The organism is Leptospira tipperaryensis, from assembly GCF_001729245.1.
Taxonomy (GTDB): Bacteria; Spirochaetota; Leptospiria; order Leptospirales; family Leptospiraceae; genus Leptospira; species Leptospira tipperaryensis.
The window spans coordinates 332,886-351,826 of sequence record NZ_CP015217.1 but is presented as its reverse complement, the minus strand read 5'-3'; the positions used below and the strand labels follow the sequence as shown (position 1 = coordinate 351,826).

The 18,941-nt window shown below is 41.2% G+C and carries 17 protein-coding genes; 10 read left to right on the top strand and 7 right to left on the bottom strand.

Annotated features, from left to right (window positions below):
- Window positions 1-62 precede the first annotated feature (62 nt).
- Together A0128_RS01725 and A0128_RS01720 are read left to right on the top strand one after the other, a co-directional pair.
- On the top strand, window positions 63-788 hold the full coding sequence (locus A0128_RS01725) for a hypothetical protein (protein ID WP_069605948.1): 726 nt from the start codon (window positions 63-65) through the stop codon (window positions 786-788).
- A gap of 68 nt (window positions 789-856) precedes the next feature.
- Window positions 857-1,525, top strand: a complete 669-nt coding sequence (locus A0128_RS01720) for a class I SAM-dependent methyltransferase (RefSeq protein WP_069605947.1) — start codon at window positions 857-859, stop codon at window positions 1,523-1,525.
- A gap of 12 nt (window positions 1,526-1,537) precedes the next feature.
- Here A0128_RS01720 and A0128_RS01715 read toward each other — a convergent pair whose 3' ends face one another.
- The gene (locus A0128_RS01715) at window positions 1,538-2,278 is read right to left on the bottom strand and encodes a DUF4846 domain-containing protein (RefSeq protein ID WP_245667222.1); all 741 of its coding nucleotides are present in this window, start codon (window positions 2,276-2,278) and stop codon (window positions 1,538-1,540) included.
- 420 nt (window positions 2,279-2,698) lie between these two features.
- On the opposite strand from A0128_RS01715, the gene A0128_RS01710 reads away from it, so the two are divergent.
- Complete coding sequence (locus tag A0128_RS01710) at window positions 2,699-3,859, top strand: DUF819 family protein (RefSeq protein WP_069605945.1); 1,161 nt, start codon at window positions 2,699-2,701, stop codon at window positions 3,857-3,859.
- Here A0128_RS01710 and A0128_RS01705 read toward each other — a convergent pair.
- On the bottom strand, window positions 3,856-4,497 hold the full coding sequence (locus tag A0128_RS01705; protein ID WP_069605944.1) for a TetR/AcrR family transcriptional regulator: 642 nt from the start codon (window positions 4,495-4,497) through the stop codon (window positions 3,856-3,858). The genes A0128_RS01710 and A0128_RS01705 overlap by 4 nt on opposite strands.
- A gap of 164 nt (window positions 4,498-4,661) precedes the next feature.
- Here A0128_RS01705 and A0128_RS01700 point away from each other — a divergent pair, with 164 nt between their 5' ends.
- Complete coding sequence (locus A0128_RS01700) at window positions 4,662-5,954, top strand: NADH:flavin oxidoreductase/NADH oxidase family protein (RefSeq protein WP_069605943.1); 1,293 nt, start codon at window positions 4,662-4,664, stop codon at window positions 5,952-5,954.
- Window positions 5,955-6,058: 104 nt separating this feature from the next.
- On the opposite strand, the gene A0128_RS01695 is transcribed toward A0128_RS01700, so the two are convergent.
- From A0128_RS01695 to A0128_RS01685, 3 genes are all read right to left on the bottom strand, one after another.
- A complete protein-coding gene (locus tag A0128_RS01695) occupies window positions 6,059-6,547 on the bottom strand; it encodes an LA_3696 family protein (RefSeq protein WP_156781747.1) in 489 nt (162 codons plus the stop codon).
- A 148-nt stretch (window positions 6,548-6,695) separates the two neighbouring features.
- Window positions 6,696-7,688, bottom strand: coding sequence for a glycerophosphodiester phosphodiesterase (locus tag A0128_RS01690; protein WP_069605941.1), 993 nt, complete (start codon window positions 7,686-7,688; stop codon window positions 6,696-6,698).
- Between the two features lie 79 nt (window positions 7,689-7,767).
- Window positions 7,768-8,316: a DinB family protein gene (locus tag A0128_RS01685; RefSeq protein ID WP_245667188.1), complete on the bottom strand. Its 549-nt coding sequence runs from the start codon at window positions 8,314-8,316 to the stop codon at window positions 7,768-7,770.
- Window positions 8,317-8,658: 342 nt separating this feature from the next.
- On the opposite strand from A0128_RS01685, the gene A0128_RS01680 reads away from it, so the two are divergent.
- On the top strand, window positions 8,659-9,156 hold the full coding sequence (locus A0128_RS01680; RefSeq protein WP_069605939.1) for a GlcG/HbpS family heme-binding protein: 498 nt from the start codon (window positions 8,659-8,661) through the stop codon (window positions 9,154-9,156).
- 134 nt (window positions 9,157-9,290) lie between these two features.
- Here A0128_RS01680 and A0128_RS01675 read toward each other — a convergent pair whose 3' ends face one another.
- A complete protein-coding gene (locus A0128_RS01675; RefSeq protein ID WP_069605938.1) occupies window positions 9,291-9,698 on the bottom strand; it encodes a GFA family protein in 408 nt (135 codons plus the stop codon).
- Window positions 9,699-9,960: 262 nt separating this feature from the next.
- Here A0128_RS01675 and A0128_RS22310 point away from each other — a divergent pair, with 262 nt between their 5' ends.
- Both A0128_RS22310 and A0128_RS01660 read left to right on the top strand, forming a co-directional pair.
- Window positions 9,961-10,767 carry a helix-turn-helix domain-containing protein gene (locus A0128_RS22310; protein ID WP_069609041.1) on the top strand — a complete coding sequence of 269 codons (807 nt, stop codon included), beginning with the start codon at window positions 9,961-9,963 and terminating at the stop codon, window positions 10,765-10,767.
- Window positions 10,768-11,335: 568 nt separating this feature from the next.
- Window positions 11,336-13,465 (top strand): hybrid sensor histidine kinase/response regulator, encoded by a 2,130-nt coding sequence (locus tag A0128_RS01660; RefSeq protein ID WP_245667187.1) that lies wholly within the window; start codon window positions 11,336-11,338, stop codon window positions 13,463-13,465.
- Window positions 13,466-13,552: 87 nt separating this feature from the next.
- Here A0128_RS01660 and A0128_RS22240 read toward each other — a convergent pair whose 3' ends face one another.
- A complete protein-coding gene (locus A0128_RS22240) occupies window positions 13,553-13,849 on the bottom strand; it encodes an LA_0364 family Cys-rich lipoprotein (protein ID WP_083244025.1) in 297 nt (98 codons plus the stop codon).
- 613 nt (window positions 13,850-14,462) lie between these two features.
- Between A0128_RS22240 and gcvT the strand changes: the two genes are divergently transcribed.
- Genes gcvT through gcvP form a run of 3 tightly spaced genes read left to right on the top strand, consistent with a single transcriptional unit; the run spans window position 14,463 to window position 18,918 of the window.
- Entirely contained in the window at window positions 14,463-15,578 is a 1,116-nt protein-coding gene (gcvT, locus tag A0128_RS01655; protein WP_069605935.1) for a glycine cleavage system aminomethyltransferase GcvT, read from the top strand.
- Window positions 15,579-15,592: 14 nt separating this feature from the next.
- On the top strand, window positions 15,593-15,985 hold the full coding sequence (gcvH, locus tag A0128_RS01650) for a glycine cleavage system protein GcvH (protein WP_069605934.1): 393 nt from the start codon (window positions 15,593-15,595) through the stop codon (window positions 15,983-15,985).
- 38 nt (window positions 15,986-16,023) lie between these two features.
- Complete coding sequence (gcvP, locus tag A0128_RS01645) at window positions 16,024-18,918, top strand: aminomethyl-transferring glycine dehydrogenase (protein ID WP_069605933.1); 2,895 nt, start codon at window positions 16,024-16,026, stop codon at window positions 18,916-18,918.
- The last annotated feature ends 23 nt before the right edge of the window (window positions 18,919-18,941 follow it).

Below are 18,941 nucleotides of genomic sequence, written 5' to 3'. Positions count from 1 at the left end.
CGTGACGAAACGTCTATAGATCTATTCTCAAAATTCAAGTAATCTCATTTATGGAGGTTACAATGGTAACAAAATCAATTCCCCTTTTTATTTCCGCATTCGCGCTTCTCTCAAGCGGACTGTTGCTCTTTCTAATATTAAACTTCTTTTATAAAAGATCGAAGATGATTTCTTTCGAAAAAAGAAAAAATATTTACATTCCTATCTTCGCGATTCTTCTTTTACTTCTGCTTCAGGGTGCCCTTGCGTTCCGGGGATTTTTTCTTTACTTTGGATTACCGCCAAGACTTTTAATCGGAGTCGTAACGACGTTTGTGATCTTTTTGAGCTTCGGATTTTCGTCCCGAGTTTTTCCGATTCTAAAAGAATTTGGTTCGCTCCGCCTTTGCCTCTTTCAAGTCTGGAGAATTCTTCCGGAAGTTTTGATCTTTCTTTTGGTAAGGGACGGCTTGCTTTCCGAGATCATGACCGCAAAGGGCCAAAACTTTGATCTCTGGGTTCCTCTGAGCGCTCCGATTCTTTATTTTGCAATCACTCGAAATTTGCTTTCGATCCGTTGGCTCCTTCTTTGGAACGTGATTGCGATTTTTGTTCTGGGTCTTACCGTGTTTACGGGAATCATGTCCGCGCCGTTTCCATTTCGGATCTTTTTTACGGACCCACCGAATGAAATCGTAACTCGCTTTCCGATCACTTACTTACCTTTGTTGATGGTTCCGTTAGCCTTCACTTTACATGTCTTAGGAATTGCAATTGGTTGGAAAGAATGGAAGGAAAAAGAATTCTGACGAAAAAGAAAATGTTAGAATCGTGTTCAAGTTTGTAAATCGACGATTTGAATCGAAGGTAGGAACGGATGGATTTTATAGAAACGTTTGAAGGCGAAAGAGCGGCACAATACGAAAATAGAATCGGAAGAATGATTCCGTTTTACTCGGGAGTATCCGAGTTGGTCGCAAGTTTAATAATAGATTCCATTCCCGAAGGTAAAAAAATTCTTGCGGCCGGATGTGGAACCGGCGCCGACTTCGAGGCGCTTTTAAAAGTAGCGCCGGATCGTTATCAAATCACGGGAGTGGATCCTTCTCCGGAAATGATCGAAGTCGCCAAAAAAAAATTCCCAAACTCGGACTTGGTCTGTTCTCCCGTTTCCGGTTTGGATAAGAATGTTCGTTTCTCGGGAGCCACCCTTTTGTTCGTTCTTCATTTTTTACCGGACGACGGTTCTAAACTTTCTCTTTTAAAAGATATTTCTTCCCGTTTAGGACCGGGTGGAAAGTTTATTCTCTTTGATCTGTACGATTCTAACCCGGACATGAATTCCGTTTTCCGAGAAGTCGCAGGATATCTAAGAACCTTTCAAGGCTGGGAGAATGCCGCTCTCGAAACCTACTTGGATCGTGTGAAAACGCTACATAAGATTCCCGCAAACCGATACGAAACTCTTTTTCAGGAAGCTGGTTTTCAAAACTGGAAACAAATCTTTCAGGCCCACTACGTAGGAGGCTGGATAGCATTTCGATAAATTATAATATTCTTATTTATCTGGAAATCTTCTCAGAACGGGAGTTCCATACGGATAAAATTCTTCCAGATGTTTTAGAAAACCTTTGTAAGTAAACCAACCCTTGGAGCCGAATTCTTTTGGGGCTTTTTCGATATGCATTTCTTGAGCGGGCATAAAACTAAAACCGATCAGATAGAATTTTTCTCGCTTAGAATTTTCGGCCGCGTCTAACACCATCGATACGTGCCCGATCCCGCCCGTTTCATTTTGAACAAAAAGATCTCCCGGTCTTAAATCCGCTTCGTCAATACCGAGTCCTCCTTTTTTGAGAGAATACGAATTGGAGGAAACGAACGATTTTCGTAAAAAGGAAACGTAACTCATCCCGCTCGCTTGAAACGATTTTTTTCTTCCATTGTAATCGAAAAGATAGAAGCGATTCAGCGCTCCTCTTTGTTTGTGATATTCCGCCCAAATCCTCATCGTAAAATCCGCGCATTGTTCCAAGTCATTCTGAAACAAAAGAGGTAAATCCAAAACGCCGAGCGTATCATAACGATGAATGATATTTTGTTTTTGAAAGGTCCAGAGAGTGGGTTCTGATTTTAAGGGAAGGTTTCTAACAAAATCCGAAAAAGAATCCTTTGGATAAGAAATACGAGAACTTCCTTCCGGCGTTTGAATCTGACTGATCCTTGCCCATTTTGAATCCGCGTCCAAACAACTCGTTAGGAATAAAAAACCTCCGGTCCAAAGTATTCCGGTTATCATTCCAAAATGAAAAAGAATCGAGATGAATTTCATGGTTTTTCCTAATTTGAATTCAATCCTAAGAAAATCGAAAAGGTTTTCTCTGAGACCCGCAGACGAATCCAAATCGATTCCCGATCTCTGTAAAAATCAATGAATAAGAAACTACCCTTTTAGTTAAGATTTTAGAGAAGATCGAAAAAAGAAAACGAGAGAATCGAGATTCTTCCCCTTTTCTGCTTGAATTTTCAGAATTAAATTTTGATACTTTTCACAAAAGAAGAGTTAAAGAGTTAGTTTTATTTTTTAGAATTCCAAATTTCTGAACTCTAAAATTCAGAAATGGGTTTTTTAGCTGAAAATAATTTTTATCTAAAAAGGCCTTGTTCACGACGGTGAAATTTCAAGTAAATTAAAATTTTATTATATTCAGGAACTATTATGGATTCCATAATTTCTACGATAAACTCGACCACTCTTTCTTTATTTATCCTATTTTTTCCTTGGTTTGCACTTCGAGTCGCCAAAAAAGTAAAAATTCTGGGTCTCTTAGGCCCGGTTTCGATCTGTTACATTGGCGGAATTTTTTTAGGAAACACGATCCCTTCCGGATGGATATCCAAATCGATTCCTCAGACTTTTGCCGAAATTGCGATTCCGCTCGCAATTCCCCTTTTATTGAGTTCCACCGATTTTAAAAAGGGATTTGGAGAAGCAAGATTGGCTCTCTTTTCATTTTTCCTCTCCGCCGTCTCCGTCGCGATCGTGTCCGCTGTTGCCGGCTTTTATTATTCTAACTTACATCCGGAATCCGCAAAAATTGCGGGAATACTTTCCGGATTGTACACAGGTGGAACTCCGAATCTAAACGCCGTCGGTCTTGCGATCAATACATCGAAAGAAACGATTGCGTTGGTCAACACGATTGACGTCGTGATAGGAGGAATTTATCTTCTCTTTCTGCTCACGGTCGGCAAAAAATTCTTCTCTCTCTTTTTAAGGAAAGAAAACGTATTAGAGACTTCTGTTGAAAACGTGGAACTGGAAGAACAGAGCCGCTCGATTCCCTGGAAGAATTTAGTTTTTTCCAACGGAATCGGACTTCTTCTTGCGGTTCTTGGTTTTGGGGTTTCGATCGCGTTTACGTTTTTGATTTTTTCATCTTTGTACGCGCCTTCGATTTTACTCGGAATTACAACTTGGGGAATCGGAACTTCCTTTCATTCCAAAGTAAGACAACTCAAAACTTACGAGTTCGGAAGTTATTTGATCTTGGTTTTTTCCGTGGCTATCGGATTTCTCGCGAATCTGGAAGAATTAAAACGAGATTTCGGTTCCGTATTCTTAATCTTAACTTCCATTTTGTTCGGCTCTATTTTTCTACATTTGATTTTAGGAATTATATTTCGAATTCCAGTCGATACTTGGATGATCACATCCGTTTCCAGCATCTATGGTCCCGCTTTTGTTCCACCGGTTACACAGGCGATTCGGAATCGGGGAGTTTTGGTGGTCGGAATTCTAACCGGTTTGATCGGTTACGCGATAGGAAACTATTTAGGAATCGGAATCTATTCCATTCTTGCTTCGATACGAAGTTAAGATTGATCCGTTATTTCGCAGGTTGGGTCCAAGGTCAAAAGCAGATTCTTAAAAAAAGAATTCAGAGTATCTCTTCCGCGAACTTGCAAATCCCTTTTCGTTGGGGATATGTCGGCTTGAATTTGTAAACCGTCAAAAACCGCAAGAACGGTTCTCGCGAGAAGCTCAGGAGACATGGAGTTCACAAGACTTCCCGCTTTTTGTCCTTCGCGAATCGTTTCCGCAAAAATGGATTCCAAAGAATCATAAAAAGAAACGATTTCCTTTTCCATCCCCCCGCCGTTGGAAGTTGCCTCCGCAAATAATCGAGGCGAACAATTCCCTTCGATCGTAAGTCGATTCGCCAGTCTTTCTAAGAATTCTTTCAAACGCAAATGAGGAGGGAGCGCGAGAACTTCCGGATCTTTGAATCCCAATCGATCCAAATTCAGAAAATCTCGAATCAAAGTGTCTCGAATTTCTTCCTTACTTTCAAAATGAAAATAAATTCCACCTTTGGTAAGACCGGCCGTATCCGCGATATCTTGTACCGAAGTTTTTTCAAAACCCTTTGAGAAAAAACAACGCATGGCCGCCATGAGAATCGATTCTCTGCGTACATCCTCCGGTAGTTTTTTCCATCCAAGGGTTTTAGACATAGGTTCTGGTTTCTCTTTTCATTCTCCTAAAATCTCTCACCCGGTCAAACGAATTCAGTTTTGAACACATAAATAAATACCAACTGGTCGGAATTCTGAATTGACATTTCCTTTAGAATAAATACCGATGGGTAGGAAATGAAATTTTCAACCGGAGAATTTATATGTCAGCTTCTACCTCCCCCCTCTCACAACCGCTTCGTTTGCCAAACGGGCAAGTTCTACTCAATAGAATTGCAAAGGCTTCTATGGAAGAAAGTTTAGCTGACGATGATTTTTTGCCCGGCGAACAGATGATCCAACTCTATAAACGCTGGGGACAAGGAGGCGCCGGGCTTCTTCTGACAGGAAACGCGATGATCGATCCTTACGCCATTACCGGCCCTGGAAACGTTATCGTTCGCGACAACGGAAGTTTAGATCGTTTCAAACGATGGGCCGAAGCCGGCAAGGCCGGGGGCTCCAAAATTTGGATGCAGATCAGTCATCCAGGAAGACAAGTCTTCGGTTTTATTTCGGAAACTCCCGTTGCACCTTCTGCGGTAAAGGTCAACATTCCCGGGAGAATGTTTGCGAAAGTTTTCGGAACTCCTCGCGCTCTTACGGGAGACGAAATTAAAAAAATCATAGAACGATTTATCCAAGCCGCGCTTGTCGCTGAAAAAGCCGGTTTCGACGGAGTAGAAGTTCACGCGGCTCACGGGTATCTTCTCAATCAATTTCTTTCGCCGTTGACCAATCTCAGAGAGGATCAGTGGGGAGGCTCCTTAGAAAATCGGGCAAGAATTCTTCTCGAAATCGTAAATGGAATTCAAGCTCAGACCAAAAAAGAATTTTCAGTCGGAGTCAAACTCAACTCGGCCGATTTTCAGGGCGGCGGTTTTAGAGAGGAGGACGCAATCCAAGTCATAGAAATGTTAAATAAAACGAATATAGATCTTTTGGAAATCTCCGGAGGAAATTATGAATCTCCCGCAATGCAAGGTGGAGAATCCAACGGAACTAAAAAGCGGGAAGCTTACTTTTTAGAATTTGCAAAAAAAGCAAGATCAACCGCGAAAATGCCTCTGATGTCCACGGGAGGTTTTCGTTCCAAAAGTGTGATGGAAGAAGCGATTACAAGCGGTGCGTTAGACGTCGTTGGCCTTGCGGCCCCATTTGCATTTGAACCGGATTCCGCGTCCAAACTACTTTCAGGAAATTTAAATTCCGTAGAAGTAAAAATTCCGAATCTTTCCAACTCGACCTTCAATTCTCTTTCTAAGATGTCCGCAATCCGATTACAACTCCGTAGAATCGGCCAAGGAAAAGAACCGAAACTTCCGAGTTCTTTGATTGGAAATTTAATCTTAGATCAAATTCGCTCCAGAAGAAATGCAAAGCGATATAAGAAATTCCTAAAGGTTTTTGAATTTCAAAATACATTCAAAAAACCGTCTGAAACAAAAACTCAGTAAGAATTCACATCGACAATTTGAGTTCTTACTCAGTTTAAACAAAAAAGCCTTCCTACAAAATGGAAGGCTTTTTTCAAAGATCACAAACTTGAAACGGTAAAAATTTAAGGAAAGGAATGTAAAATTTTTTCAATCGCGAGTACTAAACCGACCGATCCCAGAACCGCACCGAACATCCAGCGAGTTTGCACCGCAATTGTCTTGTGGATATCGGCGATTGCCTTATGAATATTCGCAATCGATTTGAAAATCTCCACATTCGACTCACGGAGTTCTTTCAGCTCTTTTCGAATCTCCGCTTTAAAATCAGCGATATCCGTTCGAATCTCGGATCGAAACTTAGCATTCTCAGCTTGAATCTGAATCTTAAACTCCAGAAATTCATTTTTCATTTCCGTTTTAAACGCGACAAACTCGACTTTCAATTTTGCAATTTCGGTCGATAAGTGACGTTCAAAACGATCGGAAGAAGTTTCCAGAATCTGAGCTCGAGAAGCAATGAAAGCGGAATTGAGAAAATCGACGAACTGATCGACCCCTTCCGCTCCGAGAACTTCTTCCAATTTCCTAGGTACTTTTTGAATGAAATCCATAACCATAATTGTATTCCCCGTTCTTAAAATAGCAAGCTTAGTTTTTGCCTGCTTACTGGAAACAGTTCCAGGAGCGTTACGAAAGAATGGAAAAACTGAAACTTTTTTAATTTGAACGTAAAACAAACTTTAAATTTTTATTATATTCCTATTGTATCAACGTTTGCTTCAATCGATCCGGATAATCCGTGATGATTCCGTCCACACCCGCTTGAATCAAACGTCGCATCTCGGCTCGTTCATTGACCGTCCATGGAATCACTGCGATTTTATGTGAATGCGCTTCTTGCACAAATTCATTCGTTACGTAGAGAAAATACGGAGAGATGATGTCTGCTTTGACTTCGAGAGCTTTTTCCAAAACATTCTTTCTGGTGGAATTTCCAAAACCAAAAGTCATCATCGCACCTTGGAAATATGTCAGAGAAAAGAGCGCACTCGTTTTGATCTTTGGATTTTTTTCTTTCACGATCGGAAGCGCCGGAAGATAAAAAGATTGGATCGTAGTTCGATCCGTTACCTTTGCCTTATCGACCGCTTGCACCAAAAGATTCACGTGTTCTTCTGCGATTCCCGTGGGTAGTTGTGCCTTATCGTCGTTTGGAAATTTCGTTTCGATGTTAAATTTGAGTTTTGCTTTTTGCGGAAATTGTTTTTCCGATTTGGCAACGAGCGAGAAAAATTCTTCGATTGTAATCAACTCCGTACCGGGAACGGGCGTTTGTTCCGGATACTTAGGATTTTTTTTGGTTCCACAATCGAGTTGTTTCAATTCGGCTAAAGTCAATTCATATAAGGATTGAGAAAGAATTTCGGTTCCATCCTTTTTCTGACAGATCACGGGATTTGTCTCAGAATCGTGATGGATGATTATTTTTTTATCTTTTGTAAGAACCGTATCCAGTTCTAACGTCGTCATACCTTGTCGAATCGCTTCTTCAAAGGCCGGCCAAGTGTTTTCCGGTTTTAATCCGCGAGCGCCTCGATGACCTTGCAGATCCAAGTTTCCATCCAGAGGTTTGTTGACAATGGGTGCGCTCGAACAAGCGCTTATAAAAAAGAAAAAGAAAATCGCAGGAAGAATCGTAAACGGAAGGAATCTAACTTTTGTTTTGTATTGTAAGAACATAACGGGAACCATGATCCTCTTTCCCAAAGGAGGAAAGTCTTTTTTTTGTCAGTTCCTAAATTCTAAAAAACAAAATTACAATTTCGACGCTTCAATTAGAATTCAATCGAAGATAATAGATCAGATCGGTAACGCCTGGATCGATTCCATTTTGAAACAACAACGCGGTCACCTGACCACGATGATGCGTCTGATGATTGAAAAGATGGGTCAGAACGGAAAAGATCGGAGTCGAATGCAGACTTCCTTTTGTATTTTGATATTCTAAATTCTTCACAAAATCGGACTCTGAGAATCCTTCGCCGATCCACCTTACCATATCTTGATCCACTTTCATTCTTTCTTTTTCGAGTCGATCAAAGTTACTTTCTATTTCATGTCGATGATTGGCCGCCTGCCCTTCCACACCCGCTACGGTATCTTCGGTCAAAATATCGAAGGAATAACCTCCCTTTAGGAAACGACTCAGCCAAATCTTATCGGCCCAAAGAATATGATTGAGCGTCGCGTGAATCGATCCGAAAAAGGCTTTTTGATCCTGAATTCGAATCGACTCCGGCAATTCGGCTACTACGTTATAAATCCTTTCGTTCATCCATCGATTGTAGCCGGCTAAGTTTTGAAAATTCCGATGTAACACGTTACGCTCCTTTGTAATAATAAGATCGATTTCAGAGACAAAATTGCAATACGAAATCCATATCCGAAATTCTTAAATTCGATCTTATAAAAAACTTGACAGAACAAAAATCCAATATTTAATTAAAGTCGATTCTAAATTAAATTTTTAGAATTCTTCTCTCCCGCTTTTAGAAAAGCCCACCTCGATCCTGACGAACGATTCGTCTTCGATCGACCTCAGTTTCAAATCCCAAAAGGTTAAACTAAAACCCGAAAATTCTATTTCTATCGATTCAGTTTGGTCGATGAAAAGGGCTCTTCGGTTAACAAAATCCCATTTCAAATTCAGCAGAGGAAATCTATGTACCCGAAAATTCTCACATTGATTGTGGTTTCTATTCTTCTTACAAACTCACGGAGTGTTATGAGTCAAAACCAACCTAACTTTCCGGATTACGGAAATCCGATTCGTCTCGAAGTAGCGAAAAAAATCATTCTGAAAGCGGAGGCAGAAGCCAAGAAAAACGGATGGAAGATGGTAATCTCCATTGTGGATTCCGGCGGAAACTTGGTTTATCTGGAAAGAATCGATGGAACTCAATTCGGTTCCATCGATATCTCTCAAGGAAAAGCAAAATGCGCTGTCAATTTTAGAAGACCAACAAAGGCGATGGAAGACTCCGTTGTAGCCGGCGGAATGGGACTTCGATTGATCGGTTTACCGGGAGTTTATCCGTTGGAAGGTGGAGAATTGATTCTTCTGGATGGGAAAATCATCGGTGCGATCGGCGTTTCCGGGGGAACTTCGGCGCAAGACGGTCAAGTTGCAAGAGCAGGTTTGGAAGGTCTAAAAGACTGATCGATTTTTCTTTTTCGCCAAACACGCGTTTTATGAACAAACGATCCTTGGCGTAAAAAATGCTTCCCGAGCAACTCAATCGAATTGTTTTGCTCGGGATAAAATGGTCCTGGGAATATGCAGGTTTTTTATTTTCAAAGATGACGAATCTCTGCCGGCTGCGATCTCCAATTGTTGTGACGTCCGTCCGCATACCAAAGCGGTGCTTCCACGAGTTCGCTAGGTTCGAGATTGTCCAGAGTGGACAAACTTACGCTTATAAAGTCTCCCCCGATTTCTTCGATATAACCTTCCGTATAAGTTCGAACTCCGCAGTTCTTACAAAACTTATGCGTTGCGCTCATCGTTCCGAATTGATAACTTCCCAATTCTTCTTTTCCGGAAAGAAGATGAAAGGCCGCCGGTTTTATCATCGCGCTCCAATTTCTTACCTTACTGCAGAACGAACAATTACACTTCGAGGTTCCTAAGGAAAGATCGAGATCGACTTCATATTTTACCTTTCCGCAGTGACAGCTACCGTTGTATTTTTTAATGCTCATGTCCAATACCTATTCCGTTATTTTTCTAAATTAAATATAAGTTTCAATCCATCTAAGATTCAACATTTTAAGTTTTTTAAACGAAGAATTTTTTAAATCGAATATACATTCCTTTTTGAATGTTGCCAAAAACTGTCATATATTTTCTCGAAAGAAATTTTAGACGAAGATTTTCTTTCTTCGATTCATTTTCTTTTTTACTTCGATCCAATTTAAAAACTCATTGAGCCGCGATTCGATTTTGGATTTAATAGATTCAAAGATGGAATCCAAAAAAGATAAACCAAGGGGTGTTCTGAAATCAGAGAAAACAAAAATCGATTTCAAACATGCTCGTTATTTGCCGAGTCCTAGTTTGGAATTTTTTATAGAACATCATTGGACGGTAGAATGGGATCTCCGTGGCAAGGAACCTCAACTCGCGGAAACGCTTCCACATCCGAGCGTTCATCTTGTGATCGATAAAGATAAATCGAGGATTCAAGGAATCATCGAGGGGAAATTTTCGTATCTCCTAAAAGATTTAGGAAAAGTCTGGGGAGTAAAATTCAAACCCGGAGCTTTTTATCCTTTCTATCGAAAGGCGATTCGTTCCCTTCAAAATCGATCCATCCCTATTGATTCCGTTTTTAGCGTGGACGTTTTACGTTTGGAAAACTCAATTCTTTCCGCAAAGAACGATGAAGAAAGATTAGAAACCATAGAACAAATTCTTTTGCAACGTCTTCCGGAGAAGGATGAAAATGTTTTATGGATTCAGGAAGTAATCGATTCTATCTTTAAAAATCCGAACATTCGCAAAGTCGAAGATTTAGCAAACCGTCTTCGTATTAACAAAAGAACTCTACAGCGCCAATTCAGTCGTTATGTAGGAGTGACTCCGAAATGGGTTATTCAAAGATATAGATTGCACGAGGCAGCCGAAAGATTGGAAAAAGGCGAGAACGTAGATGGAATCCAACTCGCTTTAGATTTAGGCTACTTTGATCAGGCTCACTTTATTAAAGATTTCAAAAACATAGTCGGAAAATCCCCCGAACAATATTCTAAATTGCTCAGACTAAAATAAGACCGAGCCGCAGCAAATGGAATAAAAGAATTTCTATAAACAAGGAAATCGTTTTCTATATCTCGAATCGATCTTTCCAAAGAATTTTTTCCATCACATCGGTATCTAAAAAACAAGATCAAGACATGAATTGATATTTTTCATACAAAAACCTTACATATCAAATAGATCCCCAATTTCATAGGTTTCCTTCGTTTTTAGCGAGAATTTGAAAGAATGAGAACTTCTTTTCGATAAGAAAATTATGTACAAAAAACGGAAGTAAACCTTCTTTCCGATTTGTTTTTTTAAGATTTGTGTTATCGTTTTCTTCTTCCATCTTCCTTTCAAATCAATGGGAACATGGATTCAATTTTACCTGGGTTTGTGAATCAAATATCGAAATCAAAACTTTATTTGAAAATAAAAGAGGGAAATCGGATATGAATTCATTTTGTTACACCGCAATCTTCGAATTTAAAAGTTTATCACGTCTCTTGAAAGAAGATCCGGATTCTTTCGTTAAACTCAGTACCTTATGTTTCATCATTTTATGAATACAACTGTGTTTGCAAAAAAAGAACCTAACATGTCTATTTTAGAATCATTCTATAGATTCTTACATATTCCGGTCGCTTTATTCAAAACATTATTCAGAAATCAAGACCAATCAAAAAGTTGGCTGGCGCTCTCCGACGCGGAAGAGCAAAGAAAAATCGAACTCTTATTAAATCACATGTTTCAAGTCTTTGAGGAACTTTCCTCCGGTCGATCTCTCAAAGACATTCTTTTTACTCTTGCGTCCTCGATCGAAGAATATCGTTCCGATATTCACGCGAGCATTCTTTTATTAGATAAAGACGGAGTAACTCTGAGACACGGCGCGGCCCCAAGCCTACCTAAAGAATACAATGATAGTATCGACGGTGTAAAGATCGGTCCAAAAGTAGGCTCTTGCGGAACCGCGGCTTATTTAAAAAAACTCATCATTGTACAAAACATTCAAAAAGATCCTCTCTGGGAAAATTATAAGGACCTCGCGGAAAAATTTAATTTAAAGTCCTGTTGGTCTCAGCCGATCATTTCTCCTTCCAATCAGGTTTTGGGGACATTCGCACTTTATTACAACGAACCTAAAAAACCTTCCGATCTGGATTTGAGATTGATTCACTCCTTGGCTCATATTGCTGGAATCGCGATCGAAAGAAAAAGAATCGAAGATCTCAAATCGGAAAGTGAAACGCGCTATCGTTCTTTAGTCGAACAAGCTTCGGATACCATCTTTCTAATTGATAAAGACGGCAAATACGTTGAAATCAATCCGAGCGGCTGCGCACTGTTAGGTTATACGAAAGAAGAATTTTTAAATCTTACAATTTGGGACGTCATCGAACCCGAAGATCTTATGAAGAATCCGCTTCGTGTGGAAGATCTTCGTAACGGGAAAGCCGTTTTGAGCGAGAGAAAATTGGTTCGTAAAGACGGAAGTATCGTACCGGTCGAAATCAATGCAAAAATTTTGAGAAACGGTTTGTTGCAAGGGATCGTTCGAAATATCTCCGAAAGAAAGACCGCCGAAGAAATCGTTCGTCAGGCTCAAAAAATGGAAAGTATCGGCTTACTTGCCGGTGGAATCGCTCACGATTTTAATAACCTTTTAACGATGATTATGGGAAGCGCGGAAGTGATGAAATTACGAATCGAAAATGATTCCGATCTAAACAAACACGTCCATAGAATTATCGAAGCCGCAAAAAGGGGCGGATCGATCACAAAACAACTTCTTTTATTTTCAAGACCGGGGTCTTCCGAACTCAAACCGATTTCAATTTCGCATATCATTCGAGAAGTCACCGATATACTTTCATTTTCGCTTCCAAAAAATATTTCTATCGAAACTAAAATCGATCTCGAAAATGGAATCATTCGAGGCGACAGCAGCCATCTTCATCAAGTCATTCTTAACTTAGCGTTGAACGCGAGAGACGCAATGCCCGACGGAGGCAAGATCACGATCCGCGAGACTACGGTAAAAGGAGACGAGGTTCGAAAGAAATTTCCTTCCGGAGGAAATGTTAAGGAGTATGTTTGCATTCATGTAAGCGATACCGGAAAAGGAATGAGTCCGGAGACTAAACAAAAAATCTTCGAACCTTTTTTTACTACGAAAGAAAGAGGAAAAGGAACGGGCTTGGGTCTTTCCATCGTAGATACGATCACTAAAAATCATTTCGGTTTTATCGACGTGGATTCAGTCGCCAATCAAGGAACAACTTTTAAACTCTACTTTCCGGCAATCGCGGCTTCGGAATCTCCGATTAAAGAAAACGGAAGACAACGAGCTAACATTCAAGCAACCATTCTTATCGTCGACGACGAGATTATGGTTTTGGAAGTATTGAAAGATATTCTTGAATTATCCGGTTGTAAGGTTTTTACAACGAGCTCCGGAAAACACGCTCTTGAAGTATTTCAAAATCCGGATCATCACATCGACTTGGTGATCACCGATTTAGGAATGCCGGAAATGAGCGGAGATTCTCTTTTTTTCAAATTGAAAGAAATTAAACCCGAGATAAAAGTCATCATCACTTCCGGGCATATCGAAAGAGAAAAGAAAGACAAACTTCTTTTACAAGGTGTTCAAGGAATCTTAGACAAACCGTATAAGATCGAAGAAGTACAGACCGTAATTCAAAAGATTTTGCAATCTGCGTAACAGAAATCGGCCCTGATTCTAAAATTTTCTTCTTTCGATCGTATCGATCTTCCCCATTTCCCTACGGAAAGATCGAATATTCGATTTTCAGAATGGATGTTTCTTATCGCAATCCGCCTCGCAGGAAGCTTTCGCACCGATACAAGCAAGCGGGCTAAAGTATAAACTCAGGAAGGAATTGTTAGATGAACTTGAAGAGGAAGACCCACTCGAACTCCCACTTTGCAAGAGCGCTGTTATCAACAAAGAAGCCGCCACACAGTCGGAGTCCGCCGACTTACAATAGTTATCTTCATAACATTTTTGACGAGGTGAAATTTCCGAACACTGGAACGAGACCGCAACGAACAGGATGACCAATGTCATCGATAGATATTTTTTCATGTACTCAACTTGGCCAAAAGTGCAATATCTTTTCAACAAATTATTTCACTTCATAGAAAAGAACATTATATTTTATTAAAACGTCTCTAATATAAAAAATCAGGGAATCGTTTTCTATTTACGTTTTTTTATTTTTCTCTGTCTGTAGAAAGCGATAACGGGGATAAACTTTCCTTGGATTCAATCTCTCCCATTCTCCCAAGATTTCGATAAACACTAAATTCTTTATCAGAACTTTCTGACGAAAAGAGTTTCCTTCTTGAAACCAAAAACCTAAGCTTCATTTGCGATTCGATTGTTTCGATAAAAACAAAAGTAAAAATACCGATCGATTCAATAGTAAATTCAAATATTCTAATAAAACAAAATGAGACGATTCATAAAACGCCGGGGAATCATTCTATCGTTCCAAAATTCCGAAGAACACACGAAATTCATAAGCTCCTAACGCTTTCCGAAAAAGCAAAAAACAAGGTTCCAAATCCAAGAACCCAAAATTGGAAGTATTCTAAATCCGATCCCCGGTAAAAATTTCCTAAAGATTTGAACTTATTTTCCTGAAAATCCATTTGTCCTAGGACGGAACTAGTAAAAACTGGTACTCGGAAAGCTTATGTCCCAAGATAAAAAAACACCTCTTTATGAATCCCATCGCGCACTCGGTGCAAAAATGATTCCATTTGGAGGCTGGGATATGCCTGTGCAATATTCGGGGATCATCGCTGAACACAACGCTACCAGAGAAGCAGCCGGTCTTTTCGACGTTTCTCACATGGGAGAAATTTTCGTAACGGGAGAGCCCAAAGCTATCCTTGATTTTTTAGAATCCGTCACCTGTAATTCTGTCGCGTCCCTTTCCGATTTTCAAGTTCAGTACAATGCGGTTCTGAATGAAAATGGCGGCTTAGTTGACGACGTTACGATCTATAAATTCTCTCCCGAGAAATATATGATCTGCTCCAACGCTTCCAACTACGAAGCAGTTACCGCACACTTACTCAAGTATCTTCCCGCTCAAGGTGTTCAAGTCGAAGACCAAAGTCTTCAGTGGCATCAGATCGCGCTCCAAGGTCCGAAGGCGAACGAGATCTTTTCCAAATACTTAGGAAAAGAATTGGATTCGATCAAATATTACCATTTTGCAATCCTTCCTTTTCAAGGAGAAGAGATCATCGTCTCTAGAACCGGTTACACGGGAGAAGACGGATTTGAAATCTATTCTTCCATTCCTCTCGGACTCAAGATTTGGAAAGAACTTTTAGAAGTAGGAAAGGACTTCGGTCTCATTCCTTGCGGACTCGGCGCGAGAGATACTCTTCGTATCGAAGCAAAGTATCCGCTCTACGGTCACGAACTCAACGACTCGTGGACTCCGATCGAATCCGGAATCGGATGGATCGTAAAAGAAAAAGAAATTCCTTACTTTTCATCCGAAAAAATTCTTTCTCAAAAGAAGAATGGGGTTCCTTCGAAAATCGTCGCATTTTCTCTTACGGAAGCGGGAGTTCCAAGAGAAAATTTCCGCGTATTGGATTCTCAAGGAAATGAAATCGGTAAAACAACTTCGGGAACATTTTCCCCTTCTTTGAAAAAGGGAATCGGCCTCGCGCTGATCTCTGCGGAAAAAATCAAAGACGGAGAACCGATTCAGATTGAAATCCGAGAACAACCGAAACAAGCTATCATTACAACAAAGCCTTTTATCCCAGGCAGTATCAGAAAAAATTAATTAGGAAACGGATCATGGCAGAAACGCAAGCGCCCGCAGGATATCTCTTCTCGGAAAAACACGAATGGGTCAAAATAGAAGGAGACGTTGCTCTCATTGGAATTTCAGACTTCGCACAGTCCGCGTTAGGCGACATCGTCTTCGTTGATCTTCCGAAAGCCGGAAAGGCGATCAAACAATTTGAAACCTTTGGAACCATCGAATCGGTAAAAGCAGCCGAAGATTTATACGCTCCTATCAGCGGAGAAGTCATCGAATCCAATCCGGCTCTTTCCAAAAGCCCGGGGGAAGTAAACGCAAAACCTTTCGATTCTTGGATGATTAAGGTAAAAGGTTTTTCTCCTTCCGAACTCGAAAAACTACTCAGTTCCGAAAAATACAAAACGTTCGTAGCAGGACTCGAATAACAGCAAAGTCTAATCTTGAGAATTCAAAGCAGGTGAACATGAACTCCACTCTCCAGAACCAATCCAAACAAAATCTTACAAAGGTCGGTATCGATCCTCTGGATTCCTTTCCAAGAAGACATATCGGCCCGGATCCGGAACAGATCGGAGTTATGTTAAAAGAACTCGGACTTTCTTCTCTCGAGGAATTGATTGAAAAAGCGGTTCCCGCCGGGATTCGTCTAAAAAAACCTTTGGATCTTCCCAAGGCTTCCACCGAGCATAAGATTCTTCAAGATCTGAAAACGATCGCGTCTCAGAACCAAGTCTTTCGTTCTTATATCGGAGCCGGATACAACTCCTGTGTGATTCCCGGAGTCATTCAAAGAAACATTCTAGAGAATCCGGGTTGGTACACGGCTTACACTCCGTATCAAGCTGAGATTTCTCAAGGCCGTCTCGAAGCCCTCCTCAATTTTCAAACGATGATCATCGATCTTACCGGACTTGAAATTTCCAACGCCTCTCTTTTGGACGAAGGAACCGCCGCCGCGGAAGCGATGTTCCTTGCGTATTCGGTTCGTAAGAATGAAACTGCAAAAAAATTCTTCGTCTCCGAACTCTGTCATCCGCAAACGATAGACGTAGTCGTTACGAGAGCCAATCCACTCGGAATCGAAGTTCAAATCGGAAACCACGAAAGTGTGGAACTCAACGAAGATTTTTTCGGAGTTCTTCTTCAGTATCCCGCGACAGACGGAAAGATCATCGATTATACTTCGTTCATTCAAAAGGCGCATAACGTAGGTTCGATCGCGACCGTCGCAGCCGACCTTCTTGCACTTACGATTCTCAAATCTCCGGGAGAAATGGGAGCGGACATCGCGATCGGTTCTTCTCAGAGATTCGGACTTCCTCTTGGTTACGGCGGACCACACGCGGGCTTTTTCGCAACGAAAGACGAATTCAAACGGAGCATGCCCGGAAGATTGATCGGAGTTTCCAAAGATTCACAAGGGAATCCCGGACTCAGACTTTCTCTGCAAACGAGAGAACAACATATCCGAAGAGATAAGGCGACGAGCAATATCTGTACGGCTCAAGTTTTGCTCGCGGTGATCTCTTCCATGTATGCGATTTATCACGGACCGGAAGGACTGAAAAACATCGCCACAAGAATTCATAGATTCACTTCGATTCTTTCTAACGGTTTGAAATCCGCCGGATTTGCGATCTCGGAACATTCTTCTTTTGATACGATCACGGTTCAGGCCGGAAACAAAGTGAAAGAGATTCTCCAAAAAGCGCTTTCCAAAAAAATCAACCTGAGACAATACAACGACGGAAGAATCGGAATCGCGTTAGACGAAACCGTAAACACAGAAGACCTTCAGGACCTTTTCGAAATTTTCGGAGTTAAAAACGCAGAGATCGAAAAGAACTTTTCGAACGCAGATACGATTCCTGATTCTTTAAAAAGAACCTCCTCTTATCTCACACATCCGATATTTCAGTCGCATCACACCGAAACCAAAATGCTTCGTTATATTCGAAAATTGGAATCAAGAGATCTTTCTCTAACGACTTCGATGATTCCTCTTGGTTCTTGTACGATGAAACTCAACGCGACCACGGAAATGTATCCTGTGACTTGGCCGGAGTTCGGAGCGATCCATCCGTTCGCACCGGCGGATCAAGCCAAAGGTTACAAAGTCATATTTGAACAACTGGAAAAATGGCTCTGTGAAATCACCGGTTTTGCCGGAGTTTCCTTACAACCAAACGCAGGTTCCCAAGGAGAATACGCGGGACTTCTCGCGATCCGAAGATATCACGAAAGCAGAAAAGAATCACATAGAAACGTTTGTCTGATCCCGATCTCGGCTCACGGAACCAATCCAGCGAGCGCGGCGATGGCCGGTTTTAAAGTGGTCGTCGTTTCTTGCGATCCAAACGGAAACATCGACTTAGAAGATCTCAAATCAAAAGCGGAAGAACACAAAGACGACCTCGCCGCCTTGATGATTACCTATCCTTCCACACACGGGGTCTTTGAAGAATCCGTAAAAGAAATTTGTGCAATCGTTCACACACACGGCGGACAAGTTTACATGGACGGAGCGAACATGAACGCTCAAGTCGGTTTAACAAGTCCCGGTGAAATCGGCGCCGACGTTTGCCATCTCAACTTACATAAGACTTTTTGCATACCTCACGGAGGAGGCGGTCCGGGTGTTGGTCCGATCGGAGTCGCAAAACATCTCGTTCCATTTTTACCGGGACACGTTTTAGTGGATAACACGACCGGTAACGAACACGGCGCCGTATCCGCGGCTCCTTGGGGAAGCGCGAGCATCGTTCTGATCTCTTGGACTTACATCATTCTTATGGGAGCTGAGGGACTTGCTAATGCTACCAAAACTTCCATCCTAAACGCGAACTACATTGCAAAACGTTTGGAAAAAGCCTTCCCGGTTCTTTATAAAGGGAAGAATGGCTTTGTCGCTCACGAGTGTATTCTCGACGTAAGACCGTTCAAAAAAACAGCAGGAATCGAAGTAGAAGACGTTGCAAAACGATTGATCGACTACGGTTTCCACGCGCCCACAATGTCCTTTCCTGTTCCGGGAACTCTGATGATCGAACCGACCGAATCCGAATCCTTGGAAGAATTGGATCGTTTCTGTGAAGCGATGCTTCTCATTCATCAAGAAATTTTGGATGTTCAGAACGGAGTTTTAGACAAAACGGACAATCCTTTAAAAAATTCTCCACACACCGCTGCGATGGTGACGTCGGATCGTTGGGATCATTTGTATCCGAGAGAACGAGCGGGTTATCCTGCGTCCTGGACAAAAGAACATAAGTTCTGGCCATATGTGGGAAGAGTGGATAACGTCTACGGAGATAGAAACTTAGTTTGTTCCTGTCTTCCGATCGAAAGTTATCAGTGATTTTGTTAAACGAAATCCGATAA